Below are 18411 nucleotides of genomic sequence, written 5' to 3'. Positions count from 1 at the left end.
GGACTTTAATCCAGACTCGAATGTCACAAACAAATCCTTTTGGGTCAGTCGCTGAACCATAGCAAAATTGTCAACATTGACCGCGCACTGAGAAAATAAAGTTAGGCTCTATATTGAAGCGAGCATCTTATTCATATCAGATCAGGAAATAAATACTCATTAATAGACAAAAATGGACATCCCGGCGGGATGAAACTACAGTACACACACTTAATAGCACAGCTAATTCATTGATGCTAAATATAAAAACCACACCTTACTGATGACTTCACCACACCTCCAACCAGTTCAAACAAAAAACACTCCTTGTCGTTTTAATGTCAACATTAATATCCTGGAAGAGGCATAATGAAAAATGTATTTTTATGAACATTTTTACCTGTTGACGAAAAGCACAGCGTTATCTATATTCGCATACCGTTATTGTTGCCATTACTCACGCTGGTTCAATGTTAGTTATTTGTTACGTCATTGCGTTTCACATCATTCATCTACTTATTTGCAACAATAACATTCCATTAAGAAATAGCAGAAATAAATTTAGCATCGCCTAATCAATTCAGGAATTAACATAATCCGTGGCAAAGTCTCTGTTTTCCCTTAAAGCAATAAAAGGGTGGCAACATTCCATCACTGGCAAAATAACGCAATTTTTGCTGGTGGGTATCGTTATTGCTTTTAGCGCAGGCGCCTTTACCAACTGGAGCCTGATAGACAACTTTTCTTATCAGCAGTGGGTGCAGCGCGCTGAGGCGAATGCACAGATTATGACCTATATCATTCGCAGCGTGTACACTACCGTTTCGGTTGAAACCAGCGATGCCGGGCAGATCTCCCGCATCGTCTCCGACAGACAACTTGGCGACACCGACTCCATTCTGCAAACCGGTTATAACCCGGTAGACGTCCTGGCGTTGGCATCCGTGCAGACGCACAGCCCCACCTGGCTGTTTCTCTATACGCCGGAAAAAGGGTATGTTGGGATTAACAACAAGTCTGAAAATGGCGAAGGAATTATTTCCTTCTCTGGTCGTCTGCCGCGCGATGTGCTGGTCAATTACTATGTTGGTTTCGCCCAGATTAATGGCGAAGAGTGTTTTATCAGCGCCGTGCCAATTTTGACGCCTTCCGGTGAGATCCTCGGGAGCCTGATAAGTAGCATCGGTAAAAAAAGCGATTTATACGCCACCTACGATGCAATGCTGAAAAAGAGCTGCATCATTTTCATCCTGATTATGCTGGTGACGTTGGCATTAGTTACGATGTTTATGCGTCGTTTATTCCGTCCGGTTCCACTGCTGATCAACTCCCTCACCCGCATTGCCCATGAGGAGACCGACTGCATTACCCCCTATCTTGATCAGGACGATGAGATTGGGCATCTTGCAGGAGCGATTGAAAAATTGCGCGTCGCGATGAAAGAGCGCGGTTATCTACAACGCATGCATGAAATGTCGCAAAAGATGGAGCATATGGCCCATCATGATTCGCTGACCGGCCTACCCAACCGCGTTTCATTTGGTCAGGCGTTAGATAAGCGCGTCAATGAAATTCATCTGGATGAAAAACCGTTCAACCTGCTGTTGATTGACCTCGATAATTTCAAGCCAGTCAACGATACCTTCGGCCATAAAGCCGGAGATGAGTTGTTAATCAGCGTTGCCCAGCGTCTGCAGTTATTGCTGGGACCCAACGACATCGCGGCACGTCTGGGCGGTGATGAGTTCGCCATCCTGCAACATGTCAGCGACAATGCCATCAGAGAGGCGAATCGTCTGGCAAAACGCATTATTCGTGCGCTGAGTACCCCATTCACCTGGAGCACGCATACTTTTTCCATCAGCTGTAGCATCGGTATCACCACCGCGCCATATCAGGGCAACAATACCTCGACGCTGATGATCAATGCCGATCTTGCTATGTATGCCTCTAAGCATCATGGCCGCGGCTGCTTCCATTTCTTTGAAGACGGCATGGTGATGAAGCAGACCCACAGCCTGTTTATTAATCAGGAAATCATTGATGGTATTGATAACAAGGAGTTCGAACTTCACTACCAGCCAATCATAAACCTGGCAGATGAAAGCGTGTATGGCTATGAATCGCTGATCCGCTGGAATCACCCCACCAAGGGACTGATTTATCCAGATTATTTTATCAACATAGCCGAAAGTTCCGGCCTGATTGTGCGTTTAGGTGAATGGATTATTCGTCAGTCCTGTGAAGCGGCGGCTAAATGGCCGGAGCGCACCAGAATTGCCATCAATATATCGGCCTACCAGTTGCACAGTCCGGGGCTGGTTGATGTGATCAAAGACGCCTTACGCATCAGCCAACTCGCGGCAGAACGCCTTGAAATAGAAATTACCGAATCCGAGAAACTGGATAGATCAATCGCCTTACCTGTACTGCAAGAGATCCGCGCTATGGGTATCGAAATTGCCATGGACGATCTGGGTACTGGGTATGCGGCGCTGGATTATCTGCTGATCTACCCTTTCACCCGCATCAAGATCGCCCGCACGTTGGTCGATAAACTGCAGCAGGATAATGCCAGCCAGTATTTGATTGTGATGCTGATTCAGTTTGCCCATAAGTACAATATGTCGGTCACCGCGGAAGGGGTAGAGACCGCGCAACAGCGCGACATCCTGCGCGACATAGAGTGTCAGAATGTTCAGGGCTATTTCTTTAGCTACCCGCTTCGCGAACGTGAGGTGCTTTCCGCGTTTGCCGAAGAGGCTATTGAAGAAGGTCTGAGCAATGCCTGACATCTTTCGCCTGACAAAACGCCTGCTCATGATGGTTGTACTGCTGGCAGTGGCCACGCCATGCATGGCAGATAAGCAACTGCATACGCTTGAACAAATCGCCAGCAAGAAAACCATTACCCTTGGCTATCAGGATGATGCGTTTCCCTTCTCCTGGCAAAATGGAAATACCCCTGCGGGCTACTCCATTGATATCTGCAACAGTATCGTCAGCGCGCTCAAGACAAAGCTTCAGCTAAAAAACCTAAAAATAGAGTGGGTAAAAGCCAATTCAGCATCGCAGTTTGTGCTGATTAAAAACCACATGGCAGACATCATGTGTATACCTGCCTTTTATTCACAAAGCCGGCACAGCATGAGCGAGTTCTCCCTGCCGTTTTACTTTTCGAGCACCCGCTTTGTGATGCGAAAAACCGAAAGCAACGATAACCTGGCTGAACTTTCCGGACATAGCGTACTGGTAAAAAGCGGTACGATTTACGTTGAGCAACTGCAAAAAGTGAATGCCGCGAATGATCTGGATATTAATATTCAACTCGACACCAATAATATTACGGCCTTCAACGAACTGAAGAACGGTGAGTATTCAGCGCTGATCTCCAGCACGGTATTACTTAAAGGGATGATTGCACAAACGCCAAACCCTGAAGATTATGCGCTTTCCGATATCGCGCTCAGCGCCCCCCTTCCGGCAGGACTGTTGCTCCCGTTACATGATAAAGAATTTAAAGAGTTTGTTGATGATGCACTCTCCTCTCTGATGACCAGCAACGAATTTACTGCGCTGTACAATAAATGGTTTCAGTCACCGATTCCGCCAAAAGCCATTAATTTAAACATTCCCATGTCAGATAACCTGAAAGCACTAACAGCTGCTAAAAAGAAGATCAGTTTTGATTATGAAAAATATAATTAATCGTGAGATGGCAAGGGTGAAACGTAAGGTGCAATGGCTGCTCCTACTGGCAGGTATCGTCATCTCTCCTGCGCTGATGGCGCAGCAAAACGCCGCGACGCTCGACCATATTCAAAACAGCAGCGTGCTAAACGTGGGCTATCGCCAGTTGCCGCCGTTTTCATTTACCGACCACAATGGCAAGGTCACGGGTTATACCATTGCGGTATGTAACATAATTGCCGATAAGTTGCGCCAGTATCTTAAGCTCAACAGCTTAACTATTCATTATATTCCCGTGAGCTTTGGGGAACGCTTTACCGCATTAAACACGCGCAAAATTGATATGGACTGTAGCGTAAATACCAATGCGCCGGAGCGGATGTCCAGCGTCTCATTTTCTCTCAACTATTACATCGCAAAAATGCGCATCATTGCGTTACGTAAAAATAATATCCACTCGATTGACGACCTTAAAGGCCGCACGGTAAGCCTGCCAGGAAGCTCAAAAGATTTGCTGGAGTTTAATAAAACCAACAGAGAGCAGCATCTTAATATTTCGACAATTACTACCACCACGATAAACGGTGCGTTTGACAAGATGGCGCATAATGAAGCCGCCGCCTTATTCCTTGATGATGTGCTGGCCTGGCCGTTAATTAAGGATAGCGAGCAACCGGAACTGTTCAGCGTGTCGGCACAGAGCATCGGCAATGATATGCACTATGCCATTATGATGAGGAAAAACGATCCGCAGTTCGTGACGTTTGTAAACAGCACGCTGAAAGATTTCTTCGCCTCACCGATCAACGCGCAGTTACGCAAAAAGTGGCTGTCTCCCTGGGCCTGCGAAAAGATGAAAATCCTGTCGCCAGCCAGCTGTCAGCATAATAATTGAACACTATCAGCCGCTCGTTACACCACCGCTTGCTGCGCCTGTGGAAAATCCCTGGGGTGCTGCTGTTACTATTGACGGTCCATTCGCTGCGCGCCGCCTGGGATTTTGCCAGCATCCAGCAGAAATCCGACGCGCTTTACGGTCCCGCGAGTCCGCAAGCGCAACGGCGGATCAACGCCTGGCAGCAGGTGTTGCTCCAGTTGCGTAATGCAGACGAACAAACACAATTACACGCCGTAAACCAATTTTTTAACGATAAGCTCCGTTATACCGAAGATATTGACGCCTGGCATGACGTGGATTACTGGGCAACCCCCATTGAATCACTGCGCAAAGGCGAAGCGGATTGCGAAGACTACGCGATCGCTAAATATTTCACTCTCCGCCAGTTGGGCATCTCCGAAGACAAACTACGCATCACTTATGTTAAGGCCCTGCGTTATAACCGGGCGCATATGGTACTGGCCTGGTACCTCACGCCTGAAGCAATTCCTCTGATACTCGACAGCCTGACCAATACCATTTCACCAGCTACGCAGCGTATGGATTTATTACCCGTGTACTCCTTTAACAACACTGGCCTTTGGCTTCCGGGCAATCAGAACAATAAGCGCGTTGGGGACAGCAAGAGACTTTCTCGCTGGCAGCAAGTTTTCATCAAAATGCGGGAAGAGGGCTTCCCGATGGATAAATAGGAATCACCTGTGTCTCTTTTTAAACAGTTACTCCTGACAATCTCTCTCTTTATGATGGTTGTGTTTAGCGGCAATTTTATCGTGACGTTAGAAAGCTCTCGCGATCAGTCCAATAACCAACTCCTTTCACATGCCCAGGATGCAGCAACTGCGCTGGGCGTTTCGCTGACGCCCAACGTCAACGATCCGGCGATGATCGAGCTAATGGTTAGCTCCATTTTCGACAGCGGTTACTACAAAAAAATCCGTATTGTCGATCTGCAAAACGGTAAAACGATGCTTGAGCGCCGCGCGGCGGCGTCAATTCCCGATGTTCCCGGCTGGTTTGTTAATCTGGTGGATGTGACTCCGCAAACCGGCGAGGCAACAATTATGCGCGGCTGGCAGCAGGCCGCTCGCGTAGAAGTGACCAGCGATCCGATCTTTGCCGTACAGCGTCTGTGGGACAATACCTTAGGCAATCTGTTGTGGATGCTGTCCTGTAGTCTCGCCTGTTTAATCGCTGGCATTCTGCTGCTGCGCAAACTGCTGCGCCCGCTCAATTATCTGGCAAAACAATCAGAAGCCATTGCCCGCCGCGAGTTTCTGACGCTACAGGAACTGCCAAAAACGCCGGAATTACGCCGTGTCGTTAACGCCATGAATTTGATGGCAGCAAAGCTCAAGTCGTTATTTGAAGAGCAAGCTGTCTATAGCGAACGTCTGCACAATGAAGCTTATCTCGACAGCCAGACCGGAATTGCTAACCGCCGCGCGTTCGATATGCAGTTTCAGGCGCGGCTAAGTGATGCCGATACGGCGCCAGGGTATCTGATGCTGGTTCGCGTTCAGGATTTAGGCGGTCTGAATCAGCGTTTTGGCGGACCGCATACCGATAAGCTGTTGCTCAACATCGCTAACCTGCTGGACGCGCATAAAGAAAAATATGCCTCTCTCGACAGCACCCTCGCCCGCATTCGCGGCGGCGAGTTCGCCCTGCTATGTCCGGGGGTTACGCACGGTGAAATGCTGGACATGGGCAATTCGCTGTGTCAGAAACTGACGGCCTTTTATGCCACCGGTATGTCAGACCAACAGCCGGTCGCCTATACCAGCATGGTGCCATTCAGCGCCGGAGATAACGCGCAGTCATTGCTGATCCAGGCCGATCGCCTGCTGGTGGAAGCAGAAACACATACCGATCATCAGGTGGTACCCACCACCGAGGTGCCAGCGGCTACCGAAGATCAGCATTTGTGGTTTGTTCGCCTCGAGCATGCGCTGGAAAATCAGCAATTCCAGTTGGTTTATCAACCCGTTGTGGATTGCCGCTCGCCCGACAAAATCCTGCATTACAAAGTGCTGTCGCGCATTATTGACGAACAGGGCAATACCATTACCGCCGGTCGTTTCCTGCCGTGGATCCACCGCTTTGGCTGGAGCCATCGCCTCGATAAAGTGATGCTGAAACTGACGCTGAACCAACTAAAAACTGCGCCGGGGAAATTAGCGCTGAGTATTTCAGGCAGTTCTGTCGCCAGCGCAAACGCCATTGCTGACCTGCTCAATCCGCTGCGCTATGCACCGCGTATAGCCACCCAGCTGATTCTGGAATTGGATGAAAATCAGCTTCCTGGGCCACATCAGATGGCAGCATTTGTCAAAGCTGTAAGCCAGCATCGCTGCGCGCTCGGTCTGCAACACTTCGGCAGTCGCTTCAACATGATCGGTCATCTGTCGCAGTGGGGGCTTGCTTATCTGAAAATCGACAGCAGCTATATCCGTAATATTGATGAAGAAAACGACAAACGTTTGTTTATTGAAGTGTTGTGCAGCGCCACGCGCAGTATTGATTTGCCACTCATCGCCGAACGTGTTGAAACACAAGGCGAGCTTAAGGTACTGCAGGAGTTAGGGATTGATGGCGCAATGGGTCAATTATTAGGTGAACCCGCACCGTTGTGATAACAGCAGGCAGCCTGTATATCGCCGGATGGCGCTTCGCTTATCCGGCCTACAAGCCGGCTGCCTGCATCAGCTAAAAAATGCGGTCATCACTACCAAGCAGTTGTTCCAGTCCACCGAGTTCCTGACGCGCGTTCGCGCGATTCATTAATTTAACCTGCGCCATCGGCGGAAGATCGGTAATGGCAATCACGCCTTTACGAATCAGCAGGTAAATCAGATCGTCGAGCACGCGGACCATCTCCAGGTCGCTTTTTTGCAGCATCTCTAACGTCTGTTGGGTGTCATTTTCAGCATTTTTACCAGCGCCTGCTGCCTGCGCGTGTGGTCCAGAATTCATATCAGTGTCTTTCATTTCGTATACCCTGATGCCGCTGCCCTGTTCGCACAGGGCAGCAAGCAACGATTAGTGAGTCGGGTTGTGATCGGGTTTGGCTATCAGGTGATCCAACGAGTAGGTCGCAGAATGCAGATCGCCGCTTGCATGAGTAGACAGCGCAGTATCAATGCCATGCGCGACCTTCGCCGGACTGGCGATCTGATGATGATCGCCGCCGCTTTGAATGTACTTCGCAATATCCACGCCTTCGTGCAGTTCACGCGCCAGATCGCTGAGATCGACTTTATCGAGCACGGCCTTCGCCTTATCGTCAGCGCTCAACACGGCAGTTGCCTGCCCGTGTCCGGTCGCGGCTGGCGCATAAGACAGAGATAATGCGTTGTCGTCGAACAGGTTGTGCAGCGCATGCTGAATCACGGCATGATTTCCTTTATCCGCCGTATGCCCTTTGTGTGGTGCCGGATCGTCCATCGTCACATTCAGCGTTTGCGTATACGGCGTAATATTGCCGTGGTCATCATGCGCCTCAACCAATACGCTTACGCGGTTATGGCCTGCCCGGAACGCTGAAGTCTCGGCCTCAATGTCATAGGTCAGCCCATTAGTGCCCTGATGAAGAATCGCATCGTACTGATGCCCATTTACCAGGGCTTTAATATGCTCCCCATCATGCACATCACCGCTCACGCTGCCGGTGATATGGGTGATAGCCCCCTGTGCTTCCGCACGTGAGATGTGGTTATCACCGGTGAGTTTATCCACGATAAGCGTGGCGTCTGCCTGTTGATCCACAGCATAGGTGTGGGACGTTGTCTTTGAGTACGGGTTACCTGGCGCATCATGACCGTTGACCTCAACCGAGAACGCGGTGTTCGCTTTCATCACATCGCTGTCTACATCGACATGATAAACCCGCTCACCATTCCCCAACGTATCTACCGAACCTGTATATTCATGACCACCAATCTTTAATTTGATCGAATCCCATACATCCACATCGCCGCCAAGATGCCCGGTTACTCTCACCATCGTTCCCTGGAGTTCCTGATGATTCAGGACGTTATCCTGGGTGACGCTATCAATATCCATCGTTCCTGCAGCGGTCCTGTCGATAGTGATGGTCTTATCGGTCTGGATCTCATCACGGTTACCTGCATCATCATGGGCGGTGACGTGAGCGGTTATCTTTTGATCGTGAATCAGGTCAACCGTACTGGCATCTACGCTAAATACCTTCTGTCCGCCGCTGTTTTTCACATCAGCCACCAGATCTTTACCGTTAACCGTGATGGTCACCCGATCGCCAACATCCACATCCCCGGTCACATAACCGCTGATGGTGGTTTTCGCATGCTGAGTTTCCTCGTTATTCAGCACATCATCGACTGACACCTTATCCAGCACGATGCTGGCATCAACCTGCGTATCGATAGTGACCGTTTTGTCGTTTACGGCATGCATTGGGTTCAACGCCGAATCCTGCCCTTCTACGCTGACGTGAATATTCGGGTCATTTTGCAGCCCGACCGTACTCACCATCGCTTTATAGCCCAGTTGCCCGTTCATATGCGGCAGCTCAATGACACGCGTATGTACTGTGACGCCATCGACGAGAATGGCGACTTTATCACCGAGATGCACGTCGCCATCCACCGTACCACTCACCTCTACGCTTCCGGCTTTCACTTCATCAGCATTGATAATATCGTCGCCGCCGACGGTGTTGATGGTCACGCTGCCGCTTGCCGACTTATCAATCGCATAGCCCTGCGTGAAGCTGGCAGGCTGCACGTTGCCGTGATCGTCATATCCTGAGACTGTCGCGACAATCGTGCGATCGGCCAGCAGGTCTTTGGTGTAAATATCGACGCAGTAGTGATGGTTATTATCGACAGTCGCCGCATAAGGGTTTCCGTTAACCGTCAGCGTCACCTTATCGCCGGGATGCACATCTCCGGATACCGACCCCGTTACTGTCATCTTAGGTTGCAGCGATTCCCGCGCGTTCAGCACATTGTCACCGGCAATGTTATCTATCGTCACGCCAGCATCAGCGCTCAGATCGACCACGACATGGCTGCTGGCAGAGGCGCTCCCCTGATTGCCATTATCATCCGTCGCCATGACCGTCGCGATAATATCCGGGTTATTGTGCAGATCGTTGATACTGACCTTCGTCGACCAGACCAGGTGACCATGTTTATCATCATGCACGACCGCAGTTAGCGTATTGCCATTGACCTGCAGACTCACCACGCTGCCATCGTGGATCCCTTCGCCGCTGACCGTGCCGCTGATGGTGGTTTTACCGCTTTGCGCTTCCGCCGCATTGATAACATCATCACCGGCGATCTTATCCATCGTTATCTGCAGCAGGTTATCCGTATCGACGGTGATGGTTTTCTGCATCGTATCTGTCGCTGCCCCAGCCGTGATAGAGACATCAAACATCGGGTGCGCCTGCAGTTCATTCGTTGGCACATCCACTTCGTATGCCAGCTGTCCCGGCATCGTCGGAATGCTCATAACATGCCCGGTGTACTGCACATGATTGATGGTGACAATCACTTCGTCCCCGGCCTGAACGTCGCCGCTGACCAGGCCACGGATTGCCGTCGTCGCCTTTTGCGCTTCATCGTGGTTGAGAACGTCATCGCCCGCCACCTTATCAACGGTAAGATGCACGGTCGGTTGGTGAGGTTGCGTGGTTCCCGTCCCCGTTGCCGTCGGGGTGTGCATACTAAAAGGCGTATTGGCAGGCGTATAAGTCTGGGTTACCCAAGGGAGATCAATAAATTTATGCTCTACCGCTGTCGCCGTGTTGCCGTGATCGTCATGGGTGGTGATGGACACGGTGATATTGCCGTTGTTATTCCAATCCTGAGAAAGAATATCCAGCGTGTAACCCAATTGCCCATCATGGAGGGTAATAACATGCGTTTCCAGATGCGTGTTGTTGCCCACATCAACGGTAACCAAATCATTAAGCTTCGCGTCCGGGGTAACATGCCCGGTTACCGTGACAAATTCCGGGCGGTTTCCTGCGGGTAGCGCCCAGCCTCGCCAGCTCAACGCGGAGTCAATCGTGATCCCGGCATCGGCAACGGTATCAACCAGCACCGGCATGTCATCGTGCCCGTGTGCAATATTGCCGGCGTCATCTTTGGCCGTCACTTCGGCATGAATATGCGGATCCATTAGTAGATCCAGAGTCGACACCTTCGTGCTGAAAGCCCGCTGGCCGCCGTGATCTTCCACCTGCGCATAGTAGATCTGATGGTTGATGGTGAGTTCAACCGTATCACCGATTTTGACATCGCCTCCCACCGTACCCGTAACCGTCGTTTGCGGCTTCAGGGCTTCGTCGTGGTTAATCACCGCATCACCGCTGCCAGTGAAGATCGGATCAATATGCACTATCGCGTCAATCTGGTCGTCGATAATCACGGTGCTGTGCGCATCTGCCGTGGCGTTATTTCCTGCCGCATCAGTGGTGGTGATGGTTGCGGTGATATGCGGATCGTTTTGTAGCCATTGCGTATCCACGCCAATGGAATACCCCAAGGTTCCCAGATTTGGCAGGTTCGTCACCGTCGCATCAACCATATGGCCGCCGATATTCAGGTGCACCACATCATTAACCCTGGCATCACCGCCCACCGTACCGCTGACGATCGTCGTGGTTTGCCCCAATTCGATCTTATTCAATACATCGTCGCCCGTTACCGGATCGATGGTGATTGAGGCCAGCGCTTGCGCGTCCAGCGTAACCGTATGATGCGCTGTAATTTGCGCATGGTTCAGAGCATCGTCCGTGATATCCATGGTGACGCTGATATGCGGATCGGCAACCAGATCGGCCGTCGCAACGGGAACGTGGAATCCCATTTGTTGATTACCGCGATCCTCTACCACACCGGAATAGGTATGGCCGTTGATGGTCATGGAGAACGGATCGCCGGGGTGAACTTCCCCGCTCATCGTCCCGCTCACCATCGTATAGCCATGCATCTGCTCAGCGAGGTTCAGAGTATTATCCGGCGTCACGGCATCAATGGTTATCTGCGCATCGACACAGGTATCGATAATCACTGTGGTTTCTGCATTGGCCGTCGCCGGGTTGCCCGCGCCATCGGTGGTGCTGACCGTCGCGGTCAGATGCGGATCGGAGATCAGATCGGCGGTACTGACTTTAATGCTATAGCCGAGAACGCCGCCTCCGGTATCGCTCACTTTTCCCGTCAGGACGTGGCCATTCACGGTGAGATAAACGACGTCATTTACATGAACATCCCCAGCCACTTTCCCGGTTACATACGTGAATGGTTGTTTTGATTCATCACCATTAATCATATTGTCGCCAGTGACGGGATCAATCGTCAGCATGGCTTTGGCATGTAAATCAACCAGCAGGTCGTGCGTTATCTCCGCTTGCTGGAAATTATGCACATTATCTTCGCCGACTACGCGGGCAACAATATGGGGATCTTTGACCAGATCGCGGCTCAGGACATCAAGTTTATAACCCAACGCACCGTTGTGTTCCGCAAGGTTTTGCGCGGTTGTTTCGTAGGTATGACCGTTGACGATGACCTGAACTTTAGCGCCCGCGTGTACATCGCCGTACACCGTACCCATCACCTCAGTGAGATGTTTTGCTGCTTCTGCGCCGTTGAGCTTGTCATCGCCCGCTATCGTATCAACGGTGATTCCCGCCCCGGCATGGTTATCAATATGCACCACATGGGTTGCGGTGGTTATAACCTCATTTTCCACCGCATCGTGAGAGGTAACCGTGACCTTAACGGACACATTCTTATCCTGTAGCCCCTTATTATCACTGAACGCCGTTGAATCAACGGGGACTTGATAGCCCAGATGTCCGCCGCCAAGGTCGATGACCTTGCCGTTAAACGTCTGGTGATTGATCTCAACGATCACCGCATCGCCAGGTTGCGCGTCTCCTCCCACCTTGCCGCTGATGAGCTGCATCGGCGTATCCAGCTCCTGGTAGTTAAGGTTGTTGTCGTCAGTAACCTTATCAATAGCCACGGTGCTGTGCGCCTGGGTATCCAGCGTGACGGTTCTATGCTCCACCGCAACCGCCTGATTGCCCGCAGCGTCCTGGCTGACCAGCGTGACCATTACGTCGTTGCTGCCTTCCTGCAGCACACCCGTTGGAACAAACACTTCGTAGCGCAGAACGCCGTGATCGTTAACCACCGTGCCGCTAAAGTCCTGATTTTGCCCCTGCACGTGAACAGTCACCGCGTCACCCGCTTTGGCATCCAGACCTTTCGCGATACCGCTAATCAGCGTCGGCATGCGGTTTTCAATGGCGTTTACCACGTCATCGGACGCCACCACTGCGGTCGTCACCACGTTTTTAGCAAAGTTATCGATATGCACTTTATGACTGTCAGTCGCGATGGCAAGGTTACCCGCCGCATCATGCGAGGTAACCGTGACGTGCACATCGACATCCGTCAGCACATGAACGCTGTTGTTTGCAAACGCTGATGAGTCCACATCAATGCGGTAACCCAGCCTCCCCTGACCAAGGTCAATGACCTGACTCTCGTACTGATGACCATTAACCACCAGTTGGATCGGGTCGCCGACCTTCGCATCTTCCCCCTCGACAATACCCGTAATGCGCTGTGTCGCCGCAGACAGTTCCTGGTAATTGATGACACCGTCCGTGGCAATGTTATCCAACGAGATAGCGTTATGCGCATGCGTATCGAGGGTGATAATACGGTGCGATTCACTGGTCACCGCGTTGCCCAGCGCGTCATGACTAACCAGTGTTGCGACCACCGCATTCTTACCTTCATGCAGAGTTCCATGCGGCAAAACCACTGCGTAGCGCAACTGACCATTATCGTTGATCACCTTGCCGCTAAAGTCCTGTCCTCGTACGCTGATGGTCACCGCATCGCCAACTCTGGCATCGCCCCCCGCCACGATACTCACAATGGTGGGCATGCGATTTTCGTTGGCATTCACCACATTGTCCGTCGCTACCGCATCAATTTTGAGCGTGTTTTCCGCATAGTTATCGATATGAACTTTATGCGTATCGGTGGCGATGGCCAGGTTTCCCGCCGCATCATGAGAGGTGACCATCGCGGTAATATTCACATTCGTCAGAACATGGCCGTTGTTATCGGCAAATGCAGAAGAGTCCACATCGATGCGATAACCCAGCTTACCGCGGCCGAAATCAACCACCTTACAGCTGTACTGATGACCATTTATCTCCAGTAAGACCGGATCGTTGACCTTCGCATCCTCACCGCCAACAAAACCGGTAATCGTCTGTTTAGCCGCAAGCAGTTCCTGGTAATTCAGCGCATTGTCTGCAGTGAGGTCATGTATGCGGATAGTATTATGCGCCTGCGTGTCTAACGTGATGGTGCGGTGTGCCAGCGCGGTAACTTCATTTCCCACCGAGTCATGACTGACCAACGTCACCACTACGTCGTTTTTTCCTTCCTGCAAGGCCGTCTTCGGCAACGCGACTTCGTAGCGCAACTGCCCGTTATCATCAACGATTGTTCCGGCATAGTTTTGCCCATGGACGCTGACGGTGACCGCATCGCCCGCTTTAGCATCACCACCGGCTTCCCCGCTAAGTAGCGTTACCATACGGTTTTCAATGGCGTTGACCACATCGTCCGTCGCCACAGCATCGATGCTGACCTGATTGGTGGCAACGTTATCAATGTGCACGCTGTGTGTGTCGGTGGCGATCGCCAGGTTACCCGCCGCATCATGAGAGGTGACCGTGACCTTCACGTCCACGTTACCGTCGACCGGCACGCTGTTGTCAGCAAAGTCTGCGGTGTTTACCGTGATACGGTAGCCCAGCGCATTGTGGCCTAAATCGATAACCTCCCCGCGGTACTGGTGACCGTTGATCTCCAGTTGTACCGGATCGCCAGGTTTAGCATCTTCATTGCTGCCAATGGTGCCGGAGATCACCTGGTTACGTGTGTAAAGCTCGCTACGATTCAGGGTGTTATCACTATCTACATCATTGATTGTCAGCGAGTTGTGCGCCTGAGTGTCGAGCGTGACGGTACGGTGCGCGAACGCGGTGACTTCGTTACCCGCCGCATCGTGGCTGACCAGCGTGACCACCACATCGTTTTTACCTTCCAGCAGCGTTCCTTTCGGTAATGCCACTTCATAGCGCAACTGACCGTTATCATTGACCACCGTTCCGGCATAGTTTTGCCCCTGTACGCTGACGGTGGCCGCATCGCCCGCTTTGGCATCACCGCCTGCCACACCGCTAATCAGCGTAGTCATGCGGTGTTCAATCGCATTCACCACATCATCCGTCGCCACCGCGTCAATGTTGACCTGATTGGTCGCAAGATTATCAATGTGCACGCTGTGGGTATCGGTGGCGATCGCCAGGTTTCCCGCCGCATCGTGAGAGGTAACCGTGACCTTCACTTCCACGTTCCCATCAACCGATGTACTGTTATTGGCAAAGTCGGAAGCGTTAACCGCAATACGGTAGCCCAGCGTATTATTGCCAAGAGCGATCACCTGACCGCTGTACTGGTGACCATTAAGCTCCAGTTGTACCGGGTCACCCGCCTTCGCGTCTTCGCCACTGACGGTTCCGGAGATAAGCTGGTTGCGCGCAAACAGTTCAGCGCGGTTCAGGGTGTTATCGTCGGTGACGTCATCAATCGTCAGGGCGTTGTGCGCCTGGGTGTCCAGTACCACGGTACGGTGCGTCACGGCAATGGCCTCATTGCCTGGTGCGTCGTGGCTGACCAGCGTCACCTGCACCTCATTCGCGCCCTCTTTCAGGGTGGCTGAAGGCACCACGATCTCATAGCGTAGCTGCCCATGGTCGTCGAAAACCGTGCCATGAAATTCTTTGCCCTGAAGGATCAGCGTGACCGGGTCGCCCGCTTGCGCATCGCCGCTGGCGACGCCAGAAATGACGGTCGGCGTACGAAACTCATTGGCATTGACGACATCATCATTCGCCACCACTTCAATAGTCACGGCGTTTTGCGCGGATAAATCGGTATCAACATGATGATCGGTAGAAACCGTCGTGCGATTTCCGGCATCGTCGAAAGAGGTCAGCGTGGCGTGAATATTTGGGTCGTTCAGCAATCCCTGAGTCTGTACCGGAATGGTATAAATCAGTGTTCCATTACCCGGGTCGCTCACAACGCCGGTATATTCTTTACCATCAACCAATAAGGTAACGAGATCGCCAGGTCGGGCATCACCACCAACAGATCCATGGATCATCGTCTGCGGCTGGCGGGACTCGGCGTAGTTAATGAGGTTATCCGGCGTGACGCTTTCAACGCTAATGTTGATGTCTGGTCCGGTAATATCAATCAGCGCATGATCGACACTTTCTGCCGTTCGTCCTGTGACATCGGTCGCTATTGCCACTACGGTTACATTTCCTGGCACTAATCCGCCCAGATCGGTATTAATATTCCAGTGACCGTTATTCACCGGAACCTCAACGGTGAATGTGTTTTTTTGGCTATCTGTGAAGGTAAGCGTGACGTGACTTTGATTACTGGTGCCGCTTAAATGGGTCTGGTGGAATTCACTTTTGTTAATAAAACCGTCATTGCCGGCAAACTCGGTAATTTGTACTTCAGGCGGGAAAACGCTCGCCGAGCCTGCTCCCCCAACTGGCAAGTTGATCTCCCAGTTCGGGCTGCCGAGACCTTTTGTATTAAAACCCGCCGTAGGATCAACCACCTGTCCGGTTAATTCAAGCTGAACCAGGGTGTGACCACCGCCACCGCCCTCAAGCTGTACCGGCGCGTCATTACCCGCCGCGGTGGCTTCCAACACCTGCGTCGGGTCAGCGCCGTCGGCAATGGCTTTTTGTACGGCGGCAATATCCTGGGCATCATGCTCCGGATTATGGTTGACCTGTAGCCCGTGCTCACCCCAATGGCTGTTACGGCCAATATCCAGCGTCTTCCCGTCTGGTAAAGAGAGACTCACCGCGCCGCTGGCGCCGGTCACAATTTCCTCACCGCTATATACCCTGTCGCCTTCATGAACAAGTCGTTGTGTGCCATTAGCATCAATAACGTATACCTGCCCAATGATTGCTTTGATCACACCGAGTAATTTGCTCACCGTAACCTCACTTAATTACCATCATTATTTTTATAAAATCGTTAATATATTAACGAACAAATATCACATTCATTTAATGTAAACATTAATATCTCAATGTGGAAAAAAACACATTTTAAAGAATGCAATTACATGAGACTTGACTGGCAAATGAATATAATAAAAAATAACCAAAAATAAAACACGATGTGACAAAACATGTCTGAGAATAGCTGACCACAAGCTTCAATTAAGACAATTTACCTTTGTTAATTAATATAACGTGTTTGTAAAAATGGATGATAGCGACGACAGCAGGATGTCATAACCGTGTCATATAAGGCATTCATGTCATGAAGAAGTTTTTAGTTTTTCTGCTTTCATGCTTTTCAATATCCTCAGTAAATGCAGAAGACTTACAAAATACCGTTAAAAACGCTTTAGCTAATCATCCTGAAGTTAATGCCGCAATAAATAGCCGTTATTCTTCAGAGCAAGAACTGCGGGCCGCTCAAGGTGGCTATTTACCCTCACTCAATTTAAATGCTGAAGCTGGGCGTAAAAATGTTGATGATGCAACGACTCGCGCGGCAGGACGCAATAACGGTCTGACCCAGTCACCTAACGAAGCGACGCTGAGTCTTGAGCAAAATGTGTTTAATGGCTTTGCCACCTCCAGCGAAGTTGCACGGCAAAAAGCGACCGTTGACTCGCGCGCCTGGAGCGTGATGAACACCAGCGAAAGCACCGCTTATGCGGTCATTCAGGCCTATTTCGACGTGCTACAACGCGAAGAGTTTGTTCGCCTTGCTGAGGACGATCTGGCGAACCACGAACGCATTTACGACCAGATAAAACTGCGTACCGATCAGGGGGTTGGGCGCTCCGGGGACTTTATGCAAGCCGAAGCGCGTCTGGCGCAGGCGCGTAATAACTTGCTGACCGAGCAGACGAATCTTGAAGACGCGAAAACCACCTTTGTCAGCGTGACAGGCATGGATCCGCAAGGTTTAAGCCTGCCCGAGAGTATTGACTCTCAGTTACCCACCTCGCTGGAAGACGCCAAAAGTCGGATGGAAAAAAACAGCCCATTACTGAAATCCGCCAATGCGGATATCGAAGCCGCGCATCAGCAGTATGAGGCTTCGAAATCTACCTTCTATCCGCGCGTGGACGTTGAGCTTTCCCGCGGGATTAGTAATAACACCGACACCACCCGCGCCCATACTGAAGAGTGGGAAGCGATGGTAAAGCTGCATTACAACCTGTACCAGGGCGGCAGCGACAAAGCCAATATGAACTCCCGCGCGTATCTGCATAAACAGGCGCAGGACGTACGCAATAACACGCTACGCCAGCTGAATCAGGAGCTGCGCCTGGCCTGGACGGCGTTACAAAACGCACGCGCTCAGCTTCCTTCAGCGGAAGAATATGCCGACCGTAGCGTCAAAGTGCGCACCGCTTATCAGGATCAATTCAGTCTTGGCGAACGTACGCTGCTGGATTTGCTCGACAGTGAAAATGAAGTTTTTTCTTCTAAACGTCGCCTTGTTGAACTGCGTTATCTGGCGATGACCAGCGGCTACCGTATTAGCGAACGCACGGGTGAATTAATGAATATTCTAAAAATCACACCGCCGCCATCAGGACAACCGGTGGATTCACAAGAAGAAAATAGCTTACCGGATCTGCATTAATAATTATTAATCCAAAATAAATCTCTGACCTGCACGCTGATA

At 51.1% G+C, this 18411-nt stretch carries 8 protein-coding genes; 6 read left to right on the top strand and 2 right to left on the bottom strand.

Annotation, left to right across the window (positions count from 1 at the left end; all coding sequences use genetic code 11):
- The first annotated feature begins 578 nt into the window (after positions 1-578).
- From FDX14_RS10535 to FDX14_RS10515, 5 genes are read left to right on the top strand one after another with little or no spacing between them, the layout of a single operon-like run.
- Positions 579-2771 (top strand): putative bifunctional diguanylate cyclase/phosphodiesterase, encoded by a 2193-nt coding sequence (locus FDX14_RS10535; RefSeq protein WP_137349483.1) that lies wholly within the window; start codon positions 579-581, stop codon positions 2769-2771.
- The gene (locus FDX14_RS10530) at positions 2764-3687 is read left to right on the top strand and encodes an amino acid ABC transporter substrate-binding protein (protein ID WP_042310646.1); all 924 of its coding nucleotides are present in this window, start codon (positions 2764-2766) and stop codon (positions 3685-3687) included. Before FDX14_RS10535 ends, FDX14_RS10530 begins: the two co-directional genes overlap by 8 nt.
- Positions 3671-4564, top strand: a complete 894-nt coding sequence (locus FDX14_RS10525) for a transporter substrate-binding domain-containing protein (RefSeq protein WP_061382346.1) — start codon at positions 3671-3673, stop codon at positions 4562-4564. Before FDX14_RS10530 ends, FDX14_RS10525 begins: the two co-directional genes overlap by 17 nt.
- 5 nt (positions 4565-4569) lie before the next feature.
- A complete protein-coding gene (lapG, locus tag FDX14_RS10520) occupies positions 4570-5259 on the top strand; it encodes a cysteine protease LapG (protein WP_061382549.1) in 690 nt (229 codons plus the stop codon).
- A 9-nt stretch (positions 5260-5268) separates the two neighbouring features.
- The gene (locus tag FDX14_RS10515; protein ID WP_137349482.1) at positions 5269-7203 is read left to right on the top strand and encodes an EAL domain-containing protein; all 1935 of its coding nucleotides are present in this window, start codon (positions 5269-5271) and stop codon (positions 7201-7203) included.
- 73 nt (positions 7204-7276) lie between these two features.
- Here the strand turns inward: FDX14_RS10515 and FDX14_RS10510 are convergent, their stop codons facing one another.
- Both FDX14_RS10510 and FDX14_RS10505 read right to left on the bottom strand, forming a co-directional pair.
- Complete coding sequence (locus FDX14_RS10510) at positions 7277-7543, bottom strand: hypothetical protein (RefSeq protein ID WP_042311152.1); 267 nt, start codon at positions 7541-7543, stop codon at positions 7277-7279.
- Positions 7544-7609: 66 nt separating this feature from the next.
- Positions 7610-16693 carry a retention module-containing protein gene (locus FDX14_RS10505; RefSeq protein WP_137349481.1) on the bottom strand — a complete coding sequence of 3028 codons (9084 nt, stop codon included), beginning with the start codon at positions 16691-16693 and terminating at the stop codon, positions 7610-7612.
- Between the two features lie 332 nt (positions 16694-17025).
- Here FDX14_RS10505 and FDX14_RS10500 point away from each other — a divergent pair, with 332 nt between their 5' ends.
- Positions 17026-18369, top strand: coding sequence for a TolC family outer membrane protein (locus tag FDX14_RS10500; RefSeq protein WP_061382348.1), 1344 nt, complete (start codon positions 17026-17028; stop codon positions 18367-18369).
- Positions 18370-18411: the final 42 nt, after the last annotated feature.

This window comes from Citrobacter sp. wls710 (assembly GCF_005281115.1).
GTDB lineage: Bacteria > Pseudomonadota > Gammaproteobacteria > Enterobacterales > Enterobacteriaceae > Citrobacter > Citrobacter werkmanii.
This window is presented reverse-complemented; position numbering and strand designations above follow the sequence as displayed.